At 43.5% G+C, this 21,705-nt stretch carries 16 protein-coding genes and 1 tRNA gene; 11 read left to right on the top strand and 6 right to left on the bottom strand.

Annotated elements, in window-relative coordinates; all coding sequences use genetic code 11:
- Window positions 1–98: 98 nt before the first annotated feature.
- The gene (locus AC075L_RS16990) at window positions 99–629 is read left to right on the top strand and encodes a helix-turn-helix domain-containing protein (protein ID WP_009247529.1); all 531 of its coding nucleotides are present in this window, start codon (window positions 99–101) and stop codon (window positions 627–629) included.
- Window positions 630–921: 292 nt separating this feature from the next.
- Here AC075L_RS16990 and guaA read toward each other — a convergent pair whose 3' ends face one another.
- The 5 genes from guaA to trmB all read right to left on the bottom strand — a co-directional run bounded on the left by guaA (window position 922) and on the right by trmB (window position 8,972).
- The gene (gene guaA, locus AC075L_RS16985) at window positions 922–2,499 is read right to left on the bottom strand and encodes a glutamine-hydrolyzing GMP synthase (protein WP_008705330.1); all 1,578 of its coding nucleotides are present in this window, start codon (window positions 2,497–2,499) and stop codon (window positions 922–924) included.
- Between the two features lie 764 nt (window positions 2,500–3,263).
- Window positions 3,264–5,657, bottom strand: a complete 2,394-nt coding sequence (locus AC075L_RS16980; RefSeq protein WP_055060344.1) for a glycoside hydrolase family 31 protein — start codon at window positions 5,655–5,657, stop codon at window positions 3,264–3,266.
- Between the two features lie 220 nt (window positions 5,658–5,877).
- Window positions 5,878–7,278: a phospholipase D-like domain-containing protein gene (locus AC075L_RS16975; RefSeq protein ID WP_022379960.1), complete on the bottom strand. Its 1,401-nt coding sequence runs from the start codon at window positions 7,276–7,278 to the stop codon at window positions 5,878–5,880.
- Between the two features lie 530 nt (window positions 7,279–7,808).
- Window positions 7,809–7,881 (bottom strand) — tRNA-Lys (locus tag AC075L_RS16970).
- Window positions 7,882–8,306: 425 nt separating this feature from the next.
- Window positions 8,307–8,972, bottom strand: coding sequence for a tRNA (guanosine(46)-N7)-methyltransferase TrmB (trmB, locus tag AC075L_RS16965; protein WP_026650192.1), 666 nt, complete (start codon window positions 8,970–8,972; stop codon window positions 8,307–8,309).
- A gap of 306 nt (window positions 8,973–9,278) precedes the next feature.
- Between trmB and AC075L_RS16960 the strand changes: the two genes are divergently transcribed.
- From AC075L_RS16960 to AC075L_RS16920, 9 genes are all read left to right on the top strand, one after another.
- Complete coding sequence (locus tag AC075L_RS16960; RefSeq protein WP_118408521.1) at window positions 9,279–9,590, top strand: hypothetical protein; 312 nt, start codon at window positions 9,279–9,281, stop codon at window positions 9,588–9,590.
- Between the two features lie 48 nt (window positions 9,591–9,638).
- A complete protein-coding gene (locus AC075L_RS16955) occupies window positions 9,639–10,682 on the top strand; it encodes a V0D/AC39 family V-type ATPase subunit (RefSeq protein ID WP_008705337.1) in 1,044 nt (347 codons plus the stop codon).
- 67 nt (window positions 10,683–10,749) lie between these two features.
- Window positions 10,750–12,690: a V-type ATPase 116kDa subunit family protein gene (locus AC075L_RS16950; RefSeq protein WP_177968093.1), complete on the top strand. Its 1,941-nt coding sequence runs from the start codon at window positions 10,750–10,752 to the stop codon at window positions 12,688–12,690.
- A gap of 233 nt (window positions 12,691–12,923) precedes the next feature.
- Window positions 12,924–13,355, top strand: coding sequence for an ATP synthase subunit C (locus AC075L_RS16945; protein ID WP_008705339.1), 432 nt, complete (start codon window positions 12,924–12,926; stop codon window positions 13,353–13,355).
- A 1-nt stretch (window position 13,356) separates the two neighbouring features.
- Complete coding sequence (locus AC075L_RS16940; protein ID WP_008705340.1) at window positions 13,357–13,665, top strand: V-type ATP synthase subunit F; 309 nt, start codon at window positions 13,357–13,359, stop codon at window positions 13,663–13,665.
- A gap of 162 nt (window positions 13,666–13,827) precedes the next feature.
- Complete coding sequence (locus AC075L_RS16935) at window positions 13,828–14,415, top strand: V-type ATP synthase subunit E (protein WP_025578303.1); 588 nt, start codon at window positions 13,828–13,830, stop codon at window positions 14,413–14,415.
- Window positions 14,408–16,180: a V-type ATP synthase subunit A gene (locus tag AC075L_RS16930; protein WP_008705342.1), complete on the top strand. Its 1,773-nt coding sequence runs from the start codon at window positions 14,408–14,410 to the stop codon at window positions 16,178–16,180. The genes AC075L_RS16935 and AC075L_RS16930 overlap by 8 nt, the downstream gene beginning before the upstream one ends.
- Before the next feature lie 62 nt (window positions 16,181–16,242).
- Window positions 16,243–17,625 carry a V-type ATP synthase subunit B gene (locus tag AC075L_RS16925; protein ID WP_008705343.1) on the top strand — a complete coding sequence of 461 codons (1,383 nt, stop codon included), beginning with the start codon at window positions 16,243–16,245 and terminating at the stop codon, window positions 17,623–17,625.
- 18 nt (window positions 17,626–17,643) lie between these two features.
- Entirely contained in the window at window positions 17,644–18,261 is a 618-nt protein-coding gene (locus tag AC075L_RS16920; protein ID WP_008705345.1) for a V-type ATP synthase subunit D, read from the top strand.
- 688 nt (window positions 18,262–18,949) lie between these two features.
- Here AC075L_RS16920 and AC075L_RS16915 read toward each other — a convergent pair.
- The gene (locus AC075L_RS16915) at window positions 18,950–19,663 is read right to left on the bottom strand and encodes a C40 family peptidase (protein WP_020993223.1); all 714 of its coding nucleotides are present in this window, start codon (window positions 19,661–19,663) and stop codon (window positions 18,950–18,952) included.
- Between the two features lie 280 nt (window positions 19,664–19,943).
- Here AC075L_RS16915 and AC075L_RS16910 point away from each other — a divergent pair, with 280 nt between their 5' ends.
- Window positions 19,944–21,704 (top strand): DUF885 domain-containing protein, encoded by a 1,761-nt coding sequence (locus tag AC075L_RS16910; RefSeq protein WP_055200315.1) that lies wholly within the window; start codon window positions 19,944–19,946, stop codon window positions 21,702–21,704.
- Window position 21,705 lies beyond the last annotated feature (1 nt).

Raw genomic sequence — 21,705 nt, 5'->3', positions numbered from 1 at the left:
CAAAGAAAATATTAAACATTTTTGTTTCGGTTTTTCTTGACTTCCACTAAACATTTCTGCTATACTTATTTCACTAAATATAAAAGGAGCGTATCATTATGGCTATCAGCGAAAGAATACATTTTTTCAGACTAATGCGTGGTATGACACAAAAGTATCTCGGTACAGCAATCGGTTTTCCAGAAAAGAGTGCTGATGTGCGTTTGGCACAGTACGAAACTGGTACACGCAAACCGAAAGCAGACCTTACAAATGCATTGGCACAGGTGCTTGATGTTTCTCCACAGGCTCTTGATGTTCCTGACATAGACAGCTATATCGGTCTTATGCACACTCTGTTTACCCTTGAAGATATTTACGGTCTTACTGTCAGTGAAGCAGACGGAGAGGTATGCTTAAAGGTCAACAAGGACAAAGGCAGAGAAGCATATGAACTCCTCAAAATGCTGTATGCTTGGAAAGAACAGGCAGACAAGCTATCTTCCGAAGAAATCAACAGAGAAGAATACGATAACTGGCGTTACCATTATCCAGAGTTCGACACCACACAGCGTTGGGCAAAAGTTCCATCACAGGAATTAAGTGACGCTCTCGTGGAAGCATTCAAAGACCACTTGAAAGATAAATAAGCACCTACAGGACCTGCCACTGGCAGCTCCCTACAGATGCTTTGGCAACGACAAAAAAGCCCTTAACTATGGTTATTAACCACAGCTAAGGGCTTAGTTTATAATATGGAATTTGTTCAGAGCCAAGCTCCGAACTTTAGTCTGCAAGCCACCTGTTAATTGTTCCGTTACCCATAAACCACTGGATAACAAGAATAATGGCACTTGCTATGACTGTTATCAATTTGTTATCAAAAGACTAATCGAAATCGCTGAAACCCGCATAAACACTGGCTTTTTTAAGCAACTCGATTTATTCAAATTCAATCGTACCCGGTGGCTTGCTGGTCAGGTCATAGAATACGCGGTTAACGCCCTTAACTTCGTTAATAATGCGGTTCATAACCTTATTCAGTACTGCATACGGAATCTCAGCAGATTCGGCTGTCATGAAGTCGATAGTCTTCACTGCGCGGAGCGCTACAGCGTAATCATAAGTTCTGAAGTCACCCATAACGCCTACACTTCGCATATTTGTCAGTGCTGCAAAATACTGGTTCGGCATCCATGAAGGATCTTCACCATGTTCTTTCTTATACTCAGCTGCAGCATTGTCTACCTCTTCACGATAAATGAAGTCTGCATCCTGTACAATACGAACCTTCTCTGCGGTAACTTCACCGATAATACGGATTCCAAGTCCCGGTCCCGGGAATGGCTGACGGAATACCAGTCTCTCCGGAATTCCAAGCTCCAGACCTGCTTTACGAACCTCATCCTTGAAAAGGTCGCGGAGCGGTTCAATGATTTCTTTAAAATCAACGAAATCCGGAAGTCCGCCTACATTGTGGTGAGATTTGATCACTGCGGACTCTCCGCCCAGACCACTCTCTACAACGTCTGGATAGATAGTTCCCTGTGCCAGGAAATCTACCGCACCAATCTTCTTGGCCTCTTCTTCAAAAATACGAATAAATTCTTCACCGATGATCTTACGTTTTGCTTCAGGCTCTGTAACACCTGCCAGCTTGTCATAGTATCTCTGCTGTGCATTAACGCGGATAAAGTTCAGGTCAAACTGACCGTTTGGTCCGAATACACCCTCAACCTCATCTCCCTCATCTTTACGAAGAAGACCATGGTCTACAAATACACAGGTAAGCTGCTTTCCGATTGCTCTGGAAAGAAGTCCTGCTGCAACGGAAGAGTCAACACCACCTGACAGGGCAAGAAGAACTTTTCCATCCCCGACCTTCTCGCGGATTTCTCTGATAGTGTGCTCAACAAAGGCATCCATTTTCCAGTCTCCGGCACATCCGCATACACCAAGTACGAAGTTGGAAAGCATCTTCTTTCCTTCTACTGTATGAAGCACTTCCGGATGGAACTGGATCGCATACAGCTTCTTCTCCTCATTCTGTGCAGTTGCTACCGGACAGTCTGCTGTATGAGCAGCAATCTCAAATCCTGGTGCAACCTGAGAAATATAATCTGTGTGGCTCATCCAGCAGATTGTTTTGTCAGATACGTCTTTGAAGATTTTAGAATCTGTCTTATCTACCAGAACCTCTGTCTTTCCATATTCGCTCACATCTGCTTTCTCAACTTTTCCGCCCAGAACATGCATCATAAGCTGTGCGCCATAGCAGAGTCCCAGAACAGGAATACCAAGCTCAAATAATTCTTTATTGCATGTAGGTGAATCTGCCTCATAGCAGCTGTTCGGACCACCGGTAAGGATGATTCCCTTAGGATTCATTGCCTTGATTTTCTCAAGATCGGTCTTGTATGAATAGATTTCGCAGTATACGTTACATTCTCTTACACGTCTGGCAACCAGCTGATTGTACTGACCGCCGAAATCCAGTACGACGACTGTTTCTCTTTTCATGTTTTCCTCCTTGTTTCTCATTATTTGTAACTGTAAAGATATTGAACCGTTACCATTAAATTTTATTATAAATTACAGTTCGGATTTTTACAATGCTTATTTTCAGTTTTCCACCTTGTGTTTTCTTCCTGCCAGTTTATAAGTTTTTTAGAATTTAATCACGTTTTTTTCAACAGTCCATCACATTTTGCTCACAAATTCCCTGTATATTAATAAGCAAATAAAGCAAATGCTTTACAGACAGGTTGCAAATGCTTTTTCACATAGATTTTTAACTTTTTTCTTTTTCATACTTATGCCGGACCGTAAGGTCCGGCCCTCCTTCTTTTTACAGACCTTTTCAGGTCTTTTTCTTTTTTTTATAAGTTTTTTAGAATTTAATCACAATTTCTTCAACAGTCCATCACATTTTGCACACATTTTCCCTGTATATTAATAAGCAAATAAAGCAAACGCTTTATTTATAATAAAACTTTTTCTTTTTCATACTTGCCGGATCGCAAGATCCGGCACTCCTTCTTTTAAAATGTGAAATCCCGCTCACAGTAAGACACAACTGTGAGCGGGATTTTTGTGTTACCGCAGAGAACTAGTGTGCCGACAAGTTGATTCTTGAAACAATCTTGCAGGATAAATTTTCTTATTTCAAGGCGGAGGAAGGAGGCGTAGCGGTGGCTACGGCGACCGACGACAACGCGGAAATAAGGAATTTAGACGCAAGATTGTTCGAGAAATCAACTTGTTGGCACACTTACTTGATTCGATTAAATTCCCATTGTAAGAATCTCCATCAGTACCCCAAGCAATGACGGATTCAAATTCATGGATACCAGAACAGGCACTGCTTCTGTGCCCAGCTCTTTCACTACTTTATAAACCTCTGTCTTCTGTGCATAGGTAATCTGTGCTTTTTCCAGAATCTCATAGACCTCTTCTGCATAGTCTCTCTGATAAACAGCTGCATCTGCCGCAAAAGTAACCTTCACCTGTGCATCTGCCGGCACATCCTTCAGAATCACTATTGTTCCATGAAGCTTCTTATCCTCTGCGAACTCTGCATCCTTATATACCTGTCCGTTTACAGTAACCTCCTGCGGTTTGTCCTGAATGTTGCAGAAGCGGATCTTCCAGGAACGTTTCTGCGGAATCACTGCTGTATTTCCCTGCGCAGCTTCTACAATAAATACTGTTCCATTCTCATCTGCAGTCTTCGTCATTCTGGTGGATACCCAGTTCTCATCCAGGTCTTCCGGTGTGTCCCCATCGTCTTCCCAGAGTACAAATTCTCCTGATTCTCCAGGATATACAAGTACTTCCAGTTTCTCAGGATTCTCAATGGAATTATCATATCCTTCCATGTCCTTCAGTGGAATGATGCTGCCTTCACGCACAAGTACCGGCATCTCATAAATATCTCTCCAGAGATCCACTTTTCTGCCGCCCTTATATGCTCTTCCGTTAAAGAAATCATACCAGATTCCCTGCGGGATCCATGTCTTTGCGCCTGCAAGTCCTGTTACCGGATCCAGCTTATCTGTGATTGGAGATACCATCATCTCTGTACCGAAATAATAGTTGTTCGGTACTTCATAGGTTTCCTCGCGCTCCGGCTCCAGATAATACATCGGCTGTACCAGCGGCAGTCCCGCTCTGCTTGCACGACGGTTCATGGTGTAAAGATACGGAACCAGCTTATGACGCAGTTTCAGGAAATTCTTCATTACTGTTTCTACAATCTGGTTGTATTTCCACGGTTCTTTTCCATTAAACGGGTTATCTGTGCTGTGCAGACGATTCATTGGTGAAAAGACTCCAAGCTGTACCCACCTTGCAGTGAGCTCGTCGTCTCTGTATCCAAACATATGTCCACCGATATCATGACTCCACCATCCAAAACCGATGTTGCTGGCATTTGCTGTGAAATATGGCTGGAATTTCAGACTCTCCCAGGTAATGAACGTATCACCGGAAAAACCGACCGGGTATCTGTGGCTTCCTGGACCTGCATATCTTGAGAAAGTCAGCGCACGTTTTCCTTTCCACTTGCTGTCCAGATAGTGATAGTGGTTCAGCATCCAGAGCGGATCCAGTCCCGGAACCTTGGTTACAGTTCCCTGCTGCCAGTCAAGCCACCAGAAGTCTACTCCCTCTTCTTCCATCGGATGATGCAGTTCCTCAAAATATGTCTCAATGAATTTCGGATCTGTCATATCAAAAAGTACCGGTTCCTTACTTGCAGGATCAATTCCCATCTTCTCTGCAACTCTCGGATAGGCTTCTTCATAAGCACGCACTCCATCTGCCGGATGTACGTTCAATGTGATCTTATATCCATGTTTGTGCAGCCAGTCCATAAATTCAGGCGGATTTGGGAAAAACTTCTTATTCCAGGTATATCCTGTCCATCCGCTTCCATATACAGGAGGTACATCCTCTACCAGATGCCAGTCCATATCTACAACTGCAACAGAAAATGGCACTTCTTCTTTCTCAAAACGCTCTACCAGTTCTTTGTACTCTGTCTCTGTGTATTTGTGATATCTGCTCCACCAGTTTCCGAACGTATATCTTGGAAGCAGAGGTGTTTTTCCACATAATCTGTAAAAATCCTGCAGACATTCCACATATCTGTGACCATATCCAAAGAAATAAAAGTCTGCTCTGTTTCCCTGACGTGGCTCTACCATTCCATCTTCGCCCATAGCCATTGTGTGGGAATCATCCAACACTGAAAAACCGTTTCTGGACATAATGCCATGACTCAGCGGAATCTCACCGTCTGCTTCATCCAGGGTTCTGGCTGTTCCCAGCAGATCTTTCGGTTCATCACCATAATGCCACACACGCTCGCTGGCTTTTCCACCCGCAACACGTATCATCAGACCGCTTGGAGAAAATTTCTGCCTGTCATAGTGGATTTCCAGGTCTTTGGTGTAAATATGTAATTCCTCACCGCCATCGCTCACCCTGAATTCCGGCACCGGGAAATCACGATTGCATACCATCTGTGTTGCTCTGTCCTCAAATCCTCCGTCTTCGCTGTACTCAAAACGGATCAGGGCAGTTGTCAGCATTGTAATCCTGAAATGATCGCCCACGATTACAGCTTCCTTTCTGCATACAGGATTACCTTCCAGTACAAATTTCTTTAAGTCCATAAAAGCTTTTCCTCCTTTACATCAACAACAGTTGTAACAACTGCTTTTATGTCTATTTTAATCTTCTGTAGTCTGATTGACAACGCTTTTTTTCAGCTACTGAACATTTATATGACATATACTTGTGATACTATTTTCTAGAACGTGTCTGAAAAATGCTTTACGCAAGATGTGCGTCACAATTTGCAGGAGATTTTGGGAATGATTTTCCAAACACACTCTAAAGCAGCTGCCGAAGAGGACGAATGATAATCCTGAGCACACCGTAGTATAACTTCTTTTTCCGATTCAACACTTTCCCCTGGTACTTTGCGCCTTCGGTTTCCTGACCGTTTGCAAGTACCTCTTTGCTTTTTTCCATATAATCTGATTCTGTTTCGTGAATCTGCTGATTCAGTTTTTCGCTGTCAATTACCAGCATCAGTTCCGTATCCAGATAAGTACTTCGCATATCCAGATTATAGGAACCTACTACTGACAGACGGTCATTTATCAGCACAGCTTTTGTATGAACCGGATAATCATTCATCAGTTCATACACATCTGCCCCTGTTTCCAGAATTTTCTTTTTCTGATTAAGATAATCTGTACAGCCCCATGGATTAGAGCCTTTTTCCACTGCATTTAGCACGATCTGAAGCTTTGCATGATCTGAAATCCCCTGCAATACATCATACATGTAACCATTACAGATCACATAAGGAGTCTGTATTATTACATGATCTGCATTTTCAGTAAGATACTGAATTGTCTGGAGAACCTGCGGTGTTTTTCGTCCCGCCTCAATTCCATTATTGATCAGAGTGATCTTGTTTGCTTCTATCGTATCCTTTTCCCATGCACTGTAGGTTTCTATATCATTGTACCTTTTCAGCAGAGATATGTAAATTTCTTCCATGTGCCGGTATGCATCCGTATATCTAGAAGATTGTTTGCCGTTTTTAATGCTCACACAGCTTTCCTTCCATATTTTATGGAAATAATCCTCAAGCTGGTTCAGAGACTCTCCCTGTCCTTCTGATGTATCATACACCAGGATATCTCTGTCTTCATTAATGCCTTTTGTCTGATCCCCCAGAAAGATATCATTGCTGTTGCGTCCGCCCAGCAGATACATTTTCTCATCCACGATCAGATATTTATCATGCATGCGATAATTCACCTTAAACAGATTGACCGGTGTCACCGGATTGTAAACTCCCACTTCCACATTCTCATATGATGCCAGAGCCTGGAAATCGCTGCTTCCAGCCAGAAACAGTTGCTGATAAATTCCATCGATCAATAACTGAATCTTCACACCTCTTGCCGCAGCGCAATTCAATGCGGCAAGAATTTTAGTGCCATTATCATCCGCGCGTAAGTCAAAGGTAGACAGTACAATGCTCTCCTTCGCAGTGCCAATCATACGAAGCCTCCACAAAAGTGCCTCTTCATTATCGTCAATGCAGCAAATCCTTTCTACGCCTGCTGTCTCTGATGTAAATTCTGTCTTTCTCAGACTTTCCACATATGTTTCGTCCGGTTTCCTGCAAAAAAGAGGTGAAAGTATATTTACCAGCACCACGATCAGCAGGAAAAGGCAAAATATTTTTCCTGTTCTTTTTAGTATTTTTTTCATTCGATACCGTAACCTCCTTTGACCAGACCGGAACCCAGATATTTGACTTATTCCTCTTCTTTCGACAATACACTGAGTATAGAGTATAACATAATCAGAAGCCATAGTGCATCTTTTGATACGAAAAGCGTTAAAATCTTTTCACAAACCCTTTTCTTTTTCTTGCAATGTCTTATATGTTTCCGACTTATAAAAATTCAATGTCATCAACTCTTTCCAACAGGGAGGGATTTCAATGTTATCAGGATGGTTTGTATAAAGTGTGATGACTGGTTATAAAGAGAGTTTATCTGCATCTTGCACAGCAGTCTTCTCTCCTGCATGAAGATATTTACCAGCTTGACCCTGTGTTCTTCAAGCGCTATCAGCAGCATAAAATACTTTTACGCCCTTGTGGAACTTTCTCCGCAAGGGCGTAAATATTTCATTTCTATCTATTTCCCAGACACCTTTATTTTTCACTTTCCCATAAAACATAAAAAACACCGTCCCCGCGGCAATCGCTTTGTCCGCAAAAACAGTGTTCTTAGTGCGCCTTCAGGGGTTCGAACCCTGGACACCCTGATTAAGAGTCAGGTGCTCTACCAACTGAGCTAAAAGCGCATATTCTTTTGTTTTTCTCTGTGTTGAAGTTTTGCATCACCCTCAACGCAAGTGATATTATATATAATAGTCGTTTAAATGTCAATAGGTTTTTTCAAAAAAAATCAGATTTTTTTTCTATTTCATTTATTTTTCCTTTTTTTCGTCGTTTTGGGACATTTTGTTAAGTGTTTTATTGACCTCTTCTGCGGATTTCCGCAGGCGGCTGAAGGTATTATCAAAGTTTTTGTGTTCATAGCGGAATTGTAGCATTTTATTATGGAAAGAACTTTTTCGTTTCACCAGCTGACTCCTTCGGGGCGCGAAGCGCCCCGAAATTTTCTTATACTATAATATGCACTGCCAGCCACAATAGATAATCAAATGAATAATCGCAATCCACTTCACTACGGAATTGCTATAAACCAGATGATTGCTCTGCTTTTTTATCTGTGACACTCTCTGGAAATCACCATCTTACAGATTGGATTTCCCATAGAAGAAAATTTCTCTTCATATTCTGTCATAACATTTCCCTGTACCATCTCTTCATTATGATGCAGATCAAAGGTAGAAGCTTCCAGATTCCATCCGGCTTCCTCCACTTCTTCCAGGGAAAATTCAAACAGTTCCTTATTATCTGTCTTAAATTCCACTTTTCCATCCTGAACCAGAATCTGGTCATAACGTGCCAGGAATTCTCTGGATGTCAGGCGACGTTTTGCATGGCGGGCTTTGGGCCAGGGGTCAGAGAAGTTCAGATAAATCTTATCCACTTCACCTTTCTCAAAGATTTCCGGCAGAAGTCTGGCATCCACTCTCATAAAAAATAAATTAGAATAAACCTCTCCATTCTCCTCCAGTTCCTCTCTCTTCTGCAATGCGCGAAGAAGAACGCTGTCATACATCTCGATTCCTATATAATTGATATCCGGATGCAGCCGGGCCAAATCCATAAGAAATCTTCCTTTTCCCATCCCTACTTCAATATGAAGAGGCTGCTTTTTCACAAAAACCTCCCCCCAGTGTCCTTTCTTTGTCTGTGGTTCCTGCACCACATAAGGGCTCTCCAGAATTGCATCCTGAGCTCCCGGAATATTTCTTAATCTCATAAAAATCTCCTGTTCCTTTTCTTATATCTCCAGAGCGTGTTTGAAAAATGCTTTACGCAAGATGTGCGTGCAATTTCCTGCCACCAATAAACTACCATACCATACTCCTAACGTCAATTACATCCCGGACAGATATTCGCAGGAGGTTTCTTTAACTTGTCTAAAAAATAACAATTTTTTTCTTTCTGGAAAAAATTTAGATGGTTTTTTTTAACAAAAGGGTGTATGATATCTAACAGATATTACTATTTTGCGCATAGTAAATCTGGTTTTTTTGTAAAATTTTGACAACTAAGGAGGTTGAAGATGGAGCAGATACTTGACAAATTATCTGAAATCGAGCTTACAGCCCAACGCATCATGGAAGACTGCGACCGGCAAAAGCAACAGCTTTCTGAAGAGGCAGAACAGAAATGTAAAAATTATGACGAGCAGCTGGAGACCCGGACAGCAGAGCAGATTCAACGGATCCGTCAGCAACTGGAAGAAGAAAAAGATTCTCGCCTGGCACAGTTACGTGCAGACACAGACGCTACCTTTTCTTCACTGGATGCTCATTACGAACAGCAGCACTCACAACTTTCAAGAGAATTGTTTGAGAAAATACTGGCTATGTAAAGATCTGTCTCAAACGCTAAATGACATCAGGAAAGGAAGTGAAAAACAATGGGAGGCGTACTCTCCTACAGCGGACTTTCCACGAAAATCCGCGCAATGCAGAGCAGGCTTACTACCATGGATCAGTTCGAGGAAATCCTCCAACTCTCCGATGTCACGCAGGTAGCCGCCTATCTGAAGCGAATGCCGGAATACTCTTCCAGGTGGGATGCACTGGATGAAAATACCCTGCACCGTGGCCAGATTGAGAAGCTTCTGAAGAAATCCATATTCCAGAATTTCTCCAGAATTTATCACTTTGCCAACCCGGAACAGCGTAAATTTCTGGATCTGTATTCCAAGCGATATGAAATCCGTGTACTGAAGGAAGTCATGACAAATATCTTCGATCACCGCGACACGGATCCTGTAGATGTTTCTCCGTACCGTGAATTTTTCCGTCTGCATTCCAATATTGATGTAGACCGGATCACTACCTGTTCCACCATGGAGGAACTGATCTCCTGCCTCAAAGGAAACGAATTTTACATCCCGCTTTCGAAGATCCAGGAGCATGAAACAGCACTTCTCTTCGACTATGGTATGGCACTGGATCTGTACTATTTTACCCAGATCTGGAACATCCGTAAGAAGCTGTTTAAAGGTAAAGATCTGGAAGAGATTACCTGCACTTACGGCGAGAAATTTGATATGCTGAACCTGCAGTTTATCCAGCGTTCCAAAAGGTATTACAACATGGATCCGGCAAGTATTTATGCCCTGCTGATCCCTGTAAATTATAAGTTAAAGAAAGAAGAGATCACAGCTTTGGTGGAAGCACCTTCATACGAAGAAGGTCGAAGAATTTTCCAGAAAACATGGTACGGCAACAAATATGAACAGCTTACCGCAGCCAATCTGGAAGAATTCTACAACCACATCCACCGCTCGATCCTTGAGAAGGAATCCCACAGAAATCCATATTCTGTAGCAGTGATCTATTCTTATCTGTATAACAAGGAACACGAAGTAAACCGCCTGACTATCGCCATTGAATGCGTACGTTACGGTGTGCAGCATGATGAAGCCATGCGTTATATTTGCAACAGTTGATTTCTATATGACGCATAACTGAATAACTGCTTCGCAGTTTAAAGAACATTAACCAGGAGGTGAATTTATGATTGAGAAAATGAAGTTCCTGAGCATTACCGGTCCTAAGGCCGATATTGACAGAGTGGTAAACACCTATCTTTCCAAGTACGAAATTCATCTGGAAAATGCCCTTTCCGAGCTGACCGCAGTAGAGAGTCTTTCTCCGTTTATGGAAATCAATCCATATAAGGAAGCACTCTCTACTGCCAACAGTTTCTATGATGAACTGGCAGATCCGGAGAAGATTTCTGCCAAACCTATGGATACTGAACAGGCTTTAAATACAATCCGCCGGATTCAGTCTGATTATCGGGAACTAAGCAATAAACGTGCTGATCTGGAGAGTCAGCTTGCAGCTCTGGATGAATCTCTGCGAGTGATCCGCCCGTTCAGAAATATTAATTACAATATTTCCTCAATCCTGAAATTCCAGTTCATCCACTTCCGTTTCGGAAGGATTGAGAAGGAATATTACCAGAAATTTGAAAAGTATATTTACGAAAATCTGGACACAATTTTCATTAAATGTGATGAAGATGACCAGTATGTCTGGGGTCTGTATTTTGTCCCGGAGCACGAAGCCCAGAAAGTAAAAGCCGTCTATTCTTCCATGCACTTCGAGCGTATTTATATGCCGGATACTTATAAGGGAACAGCAAAAGAAGCTTTCGAACAACTGACTGAAACACGCAACAGAGCTGCTGCTGATCTGGCATCTGCCGATCAGAAAAAAACAGATTTTCTTCTTAGAAATCAGAAAGATATCGTTGCATCACGCAATGCTATCACACAGCTTTCCGGTAACTTTGATGTGCGCAGACTTGCGGCATGTACACATGGGGATAAAGACGTTTTCTATATCTTATGTGGATGGATGACAGAGAAAGATGCCCATTCTTTCCAGAATGATATCAAAGACGACAGCCGCATTTTCTGTATTATTGACGGTGAAGAGGACGAACATCTGAAGCCAGGTATACACCAGCAGCCACCAACGAAACTGAAGAACCCGAAACTGTTTAAACCATTTGAAATGTACATTAAGATGTATGGTCTTCCGGCCTATAACGAGATGGATCCCACATGGTTTGTAGCACTGACTTATTCCTTTATTTTCGGTGCAATGTTCGGTGATGTGGGACAGGGATTGCTGCTCTTTATCGGAGGTTTCCTGCTTTATAAATTCAAACATATCACACTGGCAGGCATTATCAGTTGTGCAGGTGTGTTCTCCACAATCTTCGGATTTATGTTCGGAAGTATCTTCGGATTCGAAGATGTGATACCTGCCCTGTGGCTTCGCCCGATGAACAATATGATGTCAGTTCCGTTTATCGGAAAGCTGAATACAGTATTTATTGTTGCCATTGGTTTTGGTATGTGCCTGATCCTTTTATGTATGGTATTTAACATCCTGAATGCCTGGAAGGCCGGAGATGTAGAACACATCTGGTTTGATACAAACTCAGTGGCCGGTCTGGTATTCTACGGCTCTGCAGTTGTCTCCATTGCACTTATACTGAATGGCAAAACACTTCCCGGCGGAATCGTACTGTTTATCATGTTCGGCGTACCATTGATCCTGATCTTCCTGAAAGAGCCACTTACAGCCCTCATTGAGAAGAAATCAGAAGTTATGCCAAAAGAGAAGGGAATGTTCGTTGTACAGGGACTTTTTGAAATGTTTGAAGTCCTGTTAAGCTACTTCTCCAATACCCTTTCCTTCGTCCGTATCGGAGCTTTCGCAGTCAGCCATGCAGCGATGATGGAAGTCGTTCTCATGCTTGCAGGCGCAGAAAGCGGAAACCTGAACTGGATAGTAGTAGTTCTGGGAAACCTTTTTGTATGTGGTATGGAAGGCCTGATCGTCGGTATCCAGGTGCTTCGTCTGGAATATTACGAAATGTTCAGCCGCTTCTACAAAGGTACAGGACGTAAATTTGAGCCGTTCCGCTCTGTAAAATAGAAATGATTAGATCAAAATATATTTTGATCTAATCGCAATATACACGAATTGCTCCGCTGTAAAACAGCTCCCACAATTCTCAAACATTCGGAATCCGCAGATTTACTACGCAAATCGCTACTTCCTCATGTTTGGCGGGTCCCAGGTTCAGAAGTCTTATCGTGCAATCACGAACGACTTTTAACCTTTTGACCCTAGTGTATCAACAATCTAAGAAAAGAGGAGATTTAATTATGACAACAATCGCACAGATCATTTTAGCAATCGCACTGGTACTCAGCATCATTCTTCCATTTGGCTACTATCTCATCGGTGAAAAAAACCGCGGACGTTACAAAACAGCTCTCGGTGTAAACGCATTCTTCTTCTTTGGAACCATGCTTATCGCCATTGCAGTTATGTTCACAGGTGCTTCTTCCGTACAGGCCGCTGCAGGCTCTGAAGGCACACTTGCAACAGGTATGGGTTATATCGCAGCAGCTCTTGTAACCGGACTTTCCTGTATCGGTGGTGGTATTGCCGTTGCCAGTGCGGCAAGCGCAGCATTAGGTGCTATCAGCGAGGATCAGAGTATCCTTGGTAAATCCCTTATTTTCGTAGGTCTTGCAGAAGGTGTTGCCCTTTATGGACTGATCATCTCCTTCATGATCCTGGGACAGTTATAAGATGCAGATGTTTTTGATCAGCGACAATATCGATACCTACACAGGGATGAGACTGGCAGGTGTGGAGGGCGTGGTCGTACACACACATGATGAATTAAAAGATGCTTTGCAGAAAGCTATCTCCAATAAAGAAATCGGAATCATACTCCTGACCGAGAAATTCGGCCGGGAGTTTCCCGAAATTATAGATGATGTAAAGCTTCATCACAAGACCCCTCTGATCATTGAAATTCCCGACAGGCACGGTACTGGCCGCAAACCGGATTTTATCACTTCATATGTGAATGAAGCTATTGGTTTAAAACTGTAAAACAGTTACCAATAGTAAATCTAATGTTACTGTTCACACACCACTATCTCGAGACATACAAGCCAAAATCCCATTGCCGCAGGCAATCTGGAATGAATTTTGGCTACGTTACTGTGAACGGAGTGAACAGTTACAATCTAAATATTACAGGCAGGTGTTAACATGACAATTGATGAAAAACTCAGCCATTTTTATGATATCACTGTAGAGGAAGCCCACGAAAAAGCTGCCGCCATTCTCGATGAGCATAAAGCGGCTCTGGAGAAAATGGCAGAAGAACACAAAACTCTCAGTGAAGAAAACGCCCAGACACAGATCAAAGCGGAAACTGCCAGCGCCCGACGTGAAATAAACAAGGCTCTCTCCGCAGAACAGCTCACGATCAAGCGTGACTGGACCAGAAAACAAAACGAATTAAAAGAGAAAATTTTCTCCGAAGTAAAAGGACTTCTGGAATCCTTTACCAAAACTCCGGAGTATGAGAACTATTTAACTGCTAAGATCAAAGAAGCTCTGGATTTCGCGGGAAATGATGAGATTACCATCTATCTCTCTCCGGAGGACAGATCTCTTGCAGAGAAACTTCAGCATACAACAGGTACTGCTATCCAGCTTGCAAAGGACTCTTTTCTTGGCGGTATCCGCGCTACGATTCCTCAGAAAAACATCCTGATCGATCACTCTTTTGCAGGAAATTTTGAGGCAGCATACAAAGAATTCAAGTTTGACGGAGGACCAGAACATGAGTAATACAGGTATTATCTACGGTGTCAACGGCCCCGTCATTTATCTGAAGGGCGACAGCGGATTTAAGATTTCCGAGATGGTCTATGTAGGTCCGGAACATCTGGTAGGTGAGATCATCGGCCTGAAGAAAGGCATGACCACCGTACAGGTTTTCGAGGAGACTACAGGACTGAAACCAGGCGATACAGTTACAGGAACCGGAGATGCCATTTCTGTACTTTTGGGACCTGGAATCATCCACAATATTTTTGATGGTATCCAGCGTCCTCTGGAAGAGATCGCCAAAGCCTCAGGCAAATATATTTCACGAGGTGTCAGCGTTGATTCTCTTGACACAGAAAAAAAATGGAACACTCACATCATAGTAAAAGAAGGAGATGTTGTAGGTCCCGGCTCTGTTATCGCAGAAACTCAGGAAACAGACTCCATTCTCCATAAATCCATGGTTCCTCCGAATCTTACAGAAGCCACAGTTATCCACGCGGCATCTGACGGAGCATACACCATTCTGGAACCGATCGTAACCATTCAGTTCGCAGACGGAACCACCAAAGATCTGGCACTTGCACAGAAATGGCCGATCCGTATCCCGAGACCAACCCACAAACGTTTCCCCGCAAGCGTCCCGCTTGTCACAGGCCAGCGTATCCTGGACACTCTTTTCCCGATTGCCAAGGGCGGTACAGCCGCTGTTCCGGGAGGTTTCGGTACAGGTAAGACCATGACTCAGCATCAGATTGCAAAATGGTCTGATGCAGACATTATCATCTACATTGGATGCGGAGAACGTGGAAACGAGATGACTCAGGTTCTGGAAGATTTCAGTAAACTGATCGACCCGAAATCCGGAAACCTGATGATGGACAGAACCACATTGATCGCCAATACTTCCAACATGCCTGTTGCGGCGCGTGAAGCTTCTATTTATACAGGTGTAACTCTTGCGGAATATTACCGGGACATGGGTTACGACGTAGCTATCATGGCAGACTCCACTTCCCGTTGGGCAGAAGCTCTTCGAGAACTGTCCGGCCGTCTGGAGGAAATGCCTGCAGAGGAAGGTTTCCCTGCATATCTGGCATCCAAGCTGTCCGCATTCTATGAACGTGCAGGAATGATGCAGAACTTAAACGGAACCGAAGGCTCTGTCTCCATTATCGGAGCAGTTTCTCCACAGGGTGGTGACTTCTCAGAGCCTGTCACACAAAACACCAAACGTTTCGTCCGCTGCTTCTGGGGACTGGACAAATCCCTTGCCTATGCCCGTCACTTCCCGGCAATCCACTGGCTCACCAGCTACAGTGAATATCTGGAAGACCTGACTCCATGGTACAGAGAACATGTTTCCCCGAAATTTGTAGCAGACAGGAATCAGCTCATGGCAATCCTGAATCAGGAGAGCTCCCTGATGGAGATCGTCAAGCTGATCGGAAGCGACGTTCTTCCGGATGACCAGAAACTGACGCTGGAAATTGCCAGAGTCATCCGTCTGGGCTTCCTCCAGCAGAACGCTTTTCACGCAGAAGACACCTGCGTACCAATGGAAAAACAGTTTAAAATGATGGAAACGATCCTCTATCTTTATGAAAAATGCCGTGCACTCATCAACCGTGGAATGCCGGTTTCCGTACTGAAAGAGGGGAACAACATTTTTGAAAAAATTATTTCCATTAAATATGATGTGGCAAATAATCAGCTTGATAAATTCGACCAATACAAGCAGGACATTGATACTTTCTATGATAACATAATGGAAAAAAACGGCTGATGCCGGAACAGTTACATTCATAGCCATAACCGGCTATGAGTCGTAACAGAGAGGAGAAGTTTATGGCAATTGAATATTTAGGCTTAAGCGAAATAAACGGACCTCTGGTGGTCCTGGAAGGCGTCAAGAATGCCTCCTATGAGGAAATCGTTGAATTTCACATGGATGACGGGACTCGCAAGATCGGCCGTATTATTGAGATTTATGAGGACAAGGCTGTTATCCAGGTTTTTGAAGGAACAGACGGTATGTCCTTAGGCAACACCCATACCCGGCTGACCGGACGTCCCATGGAGATCGGGCTTTCCCCGGAAATCCTCGGACGAACCTTTAACGGTATCGGACAGCCCATCGACGGTCTGGGGGACATCACCCCGGATGTAAAATTAAACATCAATGGTCTGCCGCTGAACCCGGTAGCACGTGAATATCCCCGAAACTATATCAACACCGGTATTTCCGCAATCGACGGACTGACCACCCTGATCCGAGGACAGAAGCTTCCGATCTTTTCCGGAAATGGTCTTCCACACGACAAGCTGGCTGCACAGATCGTACAGCAGGCTTCTCTGGGAGAGGACTCTGATGAAGATTTTGCCATTGTTTTCGCGGCAATGGGTGTCAAATATGACGTAGCGGAATTTTTCCGCCGTACCTTCGAGGAAAGCGGTGCTGCAGACCATGTAGTTATGTTCCTGAATCTTGCAAATGATCCGGTTGTTGAACGTCTTCTTACACCGAAGATTGCCCTCACTGCCGCAGAGTATCTTGCTTTTGAAAAAGGAATGCACATCCTGGTCATCCTGACAGACATCACATCCTTCTGCGAGGCCATGCGAGAGGTTTCCTCCTCCAAAGGTGAGATTCCGTCCCGTAAAGGTTATCCGGGTTATCTGTACAGTGAGCTTGCAACCCTGTACGAACGTGCTGGTATCGTAAAAGGCAAACCGGGTTCCGTAACCCAGATCCCGATCCTGACCATGCCAAACGATGATATCACTCACCCGATCCCTGACCTTACCGGTTATATCACCGAAGGTCAGATCGTTCTGGACAGACAGCTTCATGGACAGGCAATCTATCCGCCTATTAACGTACTGCCATCTCTTTCCCGTCTGATGAAGGACGGTATCGGTGAAGGCTATACAAGAGCAGACCATCAGGACGTGGCAAATCAGCTTTTCTCCTGCTATGCAAAGGTTGGAGATGCCAGAGCCCTTGCTTCCGTTATCGGTGAGGATGAGCTTTCCCCGCTGGATAAACGCTATCTGGTATTTGGTAAAGCCTTTGAGAGTGAATTTGTCGGCCAGTCCGAAACCGAGAACCGAAGCATCACCGAAACCCTGGATAAGGGCTGGGAGCTTCTGGGACTTCTTCCGAAAGAAGAGCTCGACCGAATTGATACGAAGATCCTCGACAAGTACTATCACGAAACAGTACGCTAAAAGAAGCGAGGTGATTACATGGATCCGAATACCTTTCCCACCAAGGGAAACCTGATACTTGCAAAGAACTCACTGAAGCTTTCCCGTCAGGGCTATGAACTGATGGACAAAAAGCGTAACATCCTGATTCGTGAAATGATGGAGCTGATCGATCAGGCAAAGGATATCCAGACACAGATTGATGTGACTTTCCGCACTGCCTATACAGCACTGCAGAAAGCCAATATGGAGATTGGTATCGCCTTTGTCCAGCAGATCGCGTGTACGGTTCCTGTCGAGAACTCTATACGCATTAAAACCCGAAGTGTTATGGGTACGGAAATTCCTCTGGTGGAATATGACAAAACCACTAACACTCCCACCTATGCCTACTACAGCACAAAGATGTCTCTGGACGAAGCCAAGGCTGCCTTTGAAAAGGTAAAAGAGCTGTCCATCCGCCTGTCCATGGTGGAAAATGCAGCCATCCGCCTTGCAGCCAATATCAAGAAAACTCAGAAACGTGCCAATGCTCTGAAGAATATCACTATTCCGAAGTACGAGGCACTGACCAAAGATATCCAGAATGCACTGGAGGAGAAAGAACGTGAGGAATTTACCCGTCTGAAAGTCATCAAACGGATGAAACAAAAATAGTATATATCAGAAATCAGCCGGATGAATATTTACTATTCATCCGGCTGATTTTATCTGACGTATGATAAAGATATCTATAGCAATCCTCGTAAATAATACATTTAAGACAGTTCAGCAGAGTGCGAAAGACAAGGAAGATATCTGCAGGCGTGCTGACGCACGGCAAAGATATCTGACACAGGACTTCATGCTATGTGGATAATATCTGTGAAAAGTTATCCCCACCCGAATTCATTTTGTGCATTTCTCATCCACATCTGTCTCTCCTATGTGGAAATTTCCCGTTTCTGTCAAATGTATTCTTTTTTTCATTGTTGTTGTATTTTTTAGTAGAATATCTTTTTGAATATTCTGATTATTTATATATATATTGTTATATTTTGTCTTTTTTGTACAATATTATATGTTTTTTAGAATATAAAAAAGTCAATAGATTTGTGGATTTTTTCGTCCAAAAATGTCGATTTATCATTTTACACAAAACATTTGTTTCTTTTTTCCTTATGTAAATCGAGTATTCCACATACATAAAATGTGGATAATGTGGATAACTTTGTGTATAACTTTAATTTACGGGATTTTTCAATAACCGGGTATGTGGATAGAGTGTGTATGACTTTATCCACTTTTCCCACCTCTCGACATTCTTTGTGCAATTTGTCGAATCATATAATTTTAGGCGTTACAGCTATTCCATGAACGTACCTACAGCTGCCGGCTTCTCATAATCATAATCGGAAATCTTGATTCCTGTAGCAGCATTGCTGGCATGGATAATCTTTCCATCTCCAATATAAAGTGCCACATGATCAATATATCCACTTCCGTAGAATACCAGATCTCCCGGCTCAAGCTGGCTGATATCTTTCTTTGTGGATGCCTCACACTGCGCTGCAGCCACACGTGGAAGACTGTAACCGAAGTTGGCAAATACAGACATTACAAATCCTGAGCAGTCTGCACCGTTTGTAAGACTTGTTCCGCCATAAACATAAGGATTTCCTTCAAACTGCAGCGCAAAGTTTACCACTTCCTGTCTCTTTGCCAGACGTTTCGCTTCTGCTTCTTCGGCAATTTTTTTCTTTGTATCCTCAACTGTCTGCTGAATACTCTCCAGCGCGGCTGTTTTTTCCTGCTCTGCCTTCTCAGAAGCCTTTTCCGCTTTCTCTACTCTTCGTTCTTCACGAATCTGAGCTGCTTCCTCTTCTTTCGCAACAAACTCCTGTGTCTGTTCCTCTGTCTGCTTCGCCAGTGTACTTGCCAGAGCACTTACACTTCCTGTTCCATCAGAAAATGCTGATGCGCCATCATCAAACTGTGCTGCGCTTACACATACCCCCTGTGTCAGAAACACAGAGCTCATAATTGCTGCCATCAAAATTGTCTTTATTTTATTATTCATTTTACTAATCAACTCCTGTTATACATCGTTGTAAAATTATTACATTTTTATTACGTTTTGTTACGCATTTGTGTATGTTAACATAACATCCCAATTTTGTCAAATGAAAAAAGTGTGACGAGCATTTGGAATGAATTTTGGCTTGTATGTCTCAGGATTTTGGCATATTTATGCCAAAACACCTCGCGGGATAATGGTGTGTGAACAGTAATGATGTTACCGAAAGCATACTTCATGCCTTCCTTCAATAAGATAGTAAAAAGCAGATTCCGAGGTGGATATGCGTATTTATAAAAATATCCCTAAAAGAATCCTCAGCCTGTGTCTGGTCTTTGCCATTGGCATCAGCATGGGTGTTCTCTCCGACCACTTTGTTTCTGAAAACTCCCGTTTTCAGACCTTTACGGAAAAATTATTCCGGTCCGAAGTATGCAGCAATACCCTCACCCTTCACTACACTCTTGCACACCCTGAAAAAAAAGGTATCAGAAAGCCCGAGGCAACTCTTGGAACTGCACTTTCTGACCCGGCTAAGACCACCAGTCTCTGTCAGGAATATGAGAAAGAGCTGAAATCCTTTGCCTATTCCAAGCTCTCCGAAGAAAACCGGCTTACCTGTGATATGCTTCTTCTCTATTTTCACACCAGAGCCTCCCTTGGAAAAAACAGCGCCCTGGATGAGCCGCTGGGACCAGGCCTGGGTGTGCAGGCACAACTTCCCATTCTTCTGGCGGAATATACTTTCCGGACAAAAGAAGATATCTCTGATTATCTGAAACTTCTGAGTACCGTCAGGCCATATTTTCAAAGTATTATAAAACTGGAAAAGCAGAAATCCCAGTCAGGGCTTTTCATGAGCGACACAACTCTGGACCGTATCCTGAAACAATGTCATTCTTTTGTCGCGAATCCTGATTCCAACTACATGGATGATATTTTCGCGCAGAAACTGAAAGCTTTCTCCAACCCTGCATTTAGCAGCGAAGATCAGAAAAAACTCTGTACATATCATCATAAACTGATCTTAACCGAAGTGATCCCTGCTTATCAGGAACTGGCAGACAGTCTGGAAAGTCTTCGCGGTACAGGCAAAAGCAGCCGGGGCCTGGCATTTTTTGAGGGTGGGCGTGAATATTACCTCTACCTGCTGCAAAGCCAGACAGGAACCTATGTACCTGTCGGACAAATTGAAAAAAGACTGTCAGCTCAGCTTTTGTCCGACTATCGGGAGATATCTTCCCTGCTGAAACAGAATTCCTCCCTGATCGACAGGCTGAATCAATGTTCCGGTGAACTTACGCTGACACCGACTCAGATGCTTGAGAAGCTTCCGGAATTGATGAAAAAAGATTTCCCGGAACTGAAAGATGCCTCTTACGAACTCCGCACCGTTCATCCTTCCATGAAAAAATTCTTAAGTCCTGCTTTTTACCTCACGCCGCCTGTGGATACCCGAACCCCCAACGTAATCTATATCAACGATTCCGGACGTACCTCTTCTCTGGAACTTTTCGGCACACTGGCACATGAAGGATTTCCCGGCCATCTTTACCAGACAGTTTCTTTTGCCGAAAACAATCCCTCTAACATCAGATATCTGGTCACCTCCTCCGGTTACGTGGAAGGCTGGGCAACCTACGTGGAATCCTACGGCTATGAATATGCCGCCTCCCTCATGAAGGATCCGGATTCTGCCAAAAATGCTGTCCGGCTTGCCTGGTTAAACAGGAGTATGAATCTGTGCATTTACTCCCTGATCGATATCGGCATTCATTACAGGGGCTGGGATGCAGCCCGCACTGCTGTCTTTCTGAAAGCATTTGGCATCAACAATGCTTCTACTGCTGCCGAAATCTATCAGTATATTGTGGAAACTCCCGGTAACTATCTGAAATACTATTGGGGATATCTGAATTTCCTTGACTTGAAAACAGTCTGTCAGAAAAGACTTGGAGATGATTTCGACCTGAAAGAATTTCACCGCCGGATTCTGGACATCGGACCTGTACAGTTTCCGGTTCTGGAAAAATACATGAAATAAA

It is taken from the genome of Blautia sp. ZXY-1-B12, from assembly GCF_056339915.1.
This window is presented reverse-complemented; position numbering and strand designations above follow the sequence as displayed.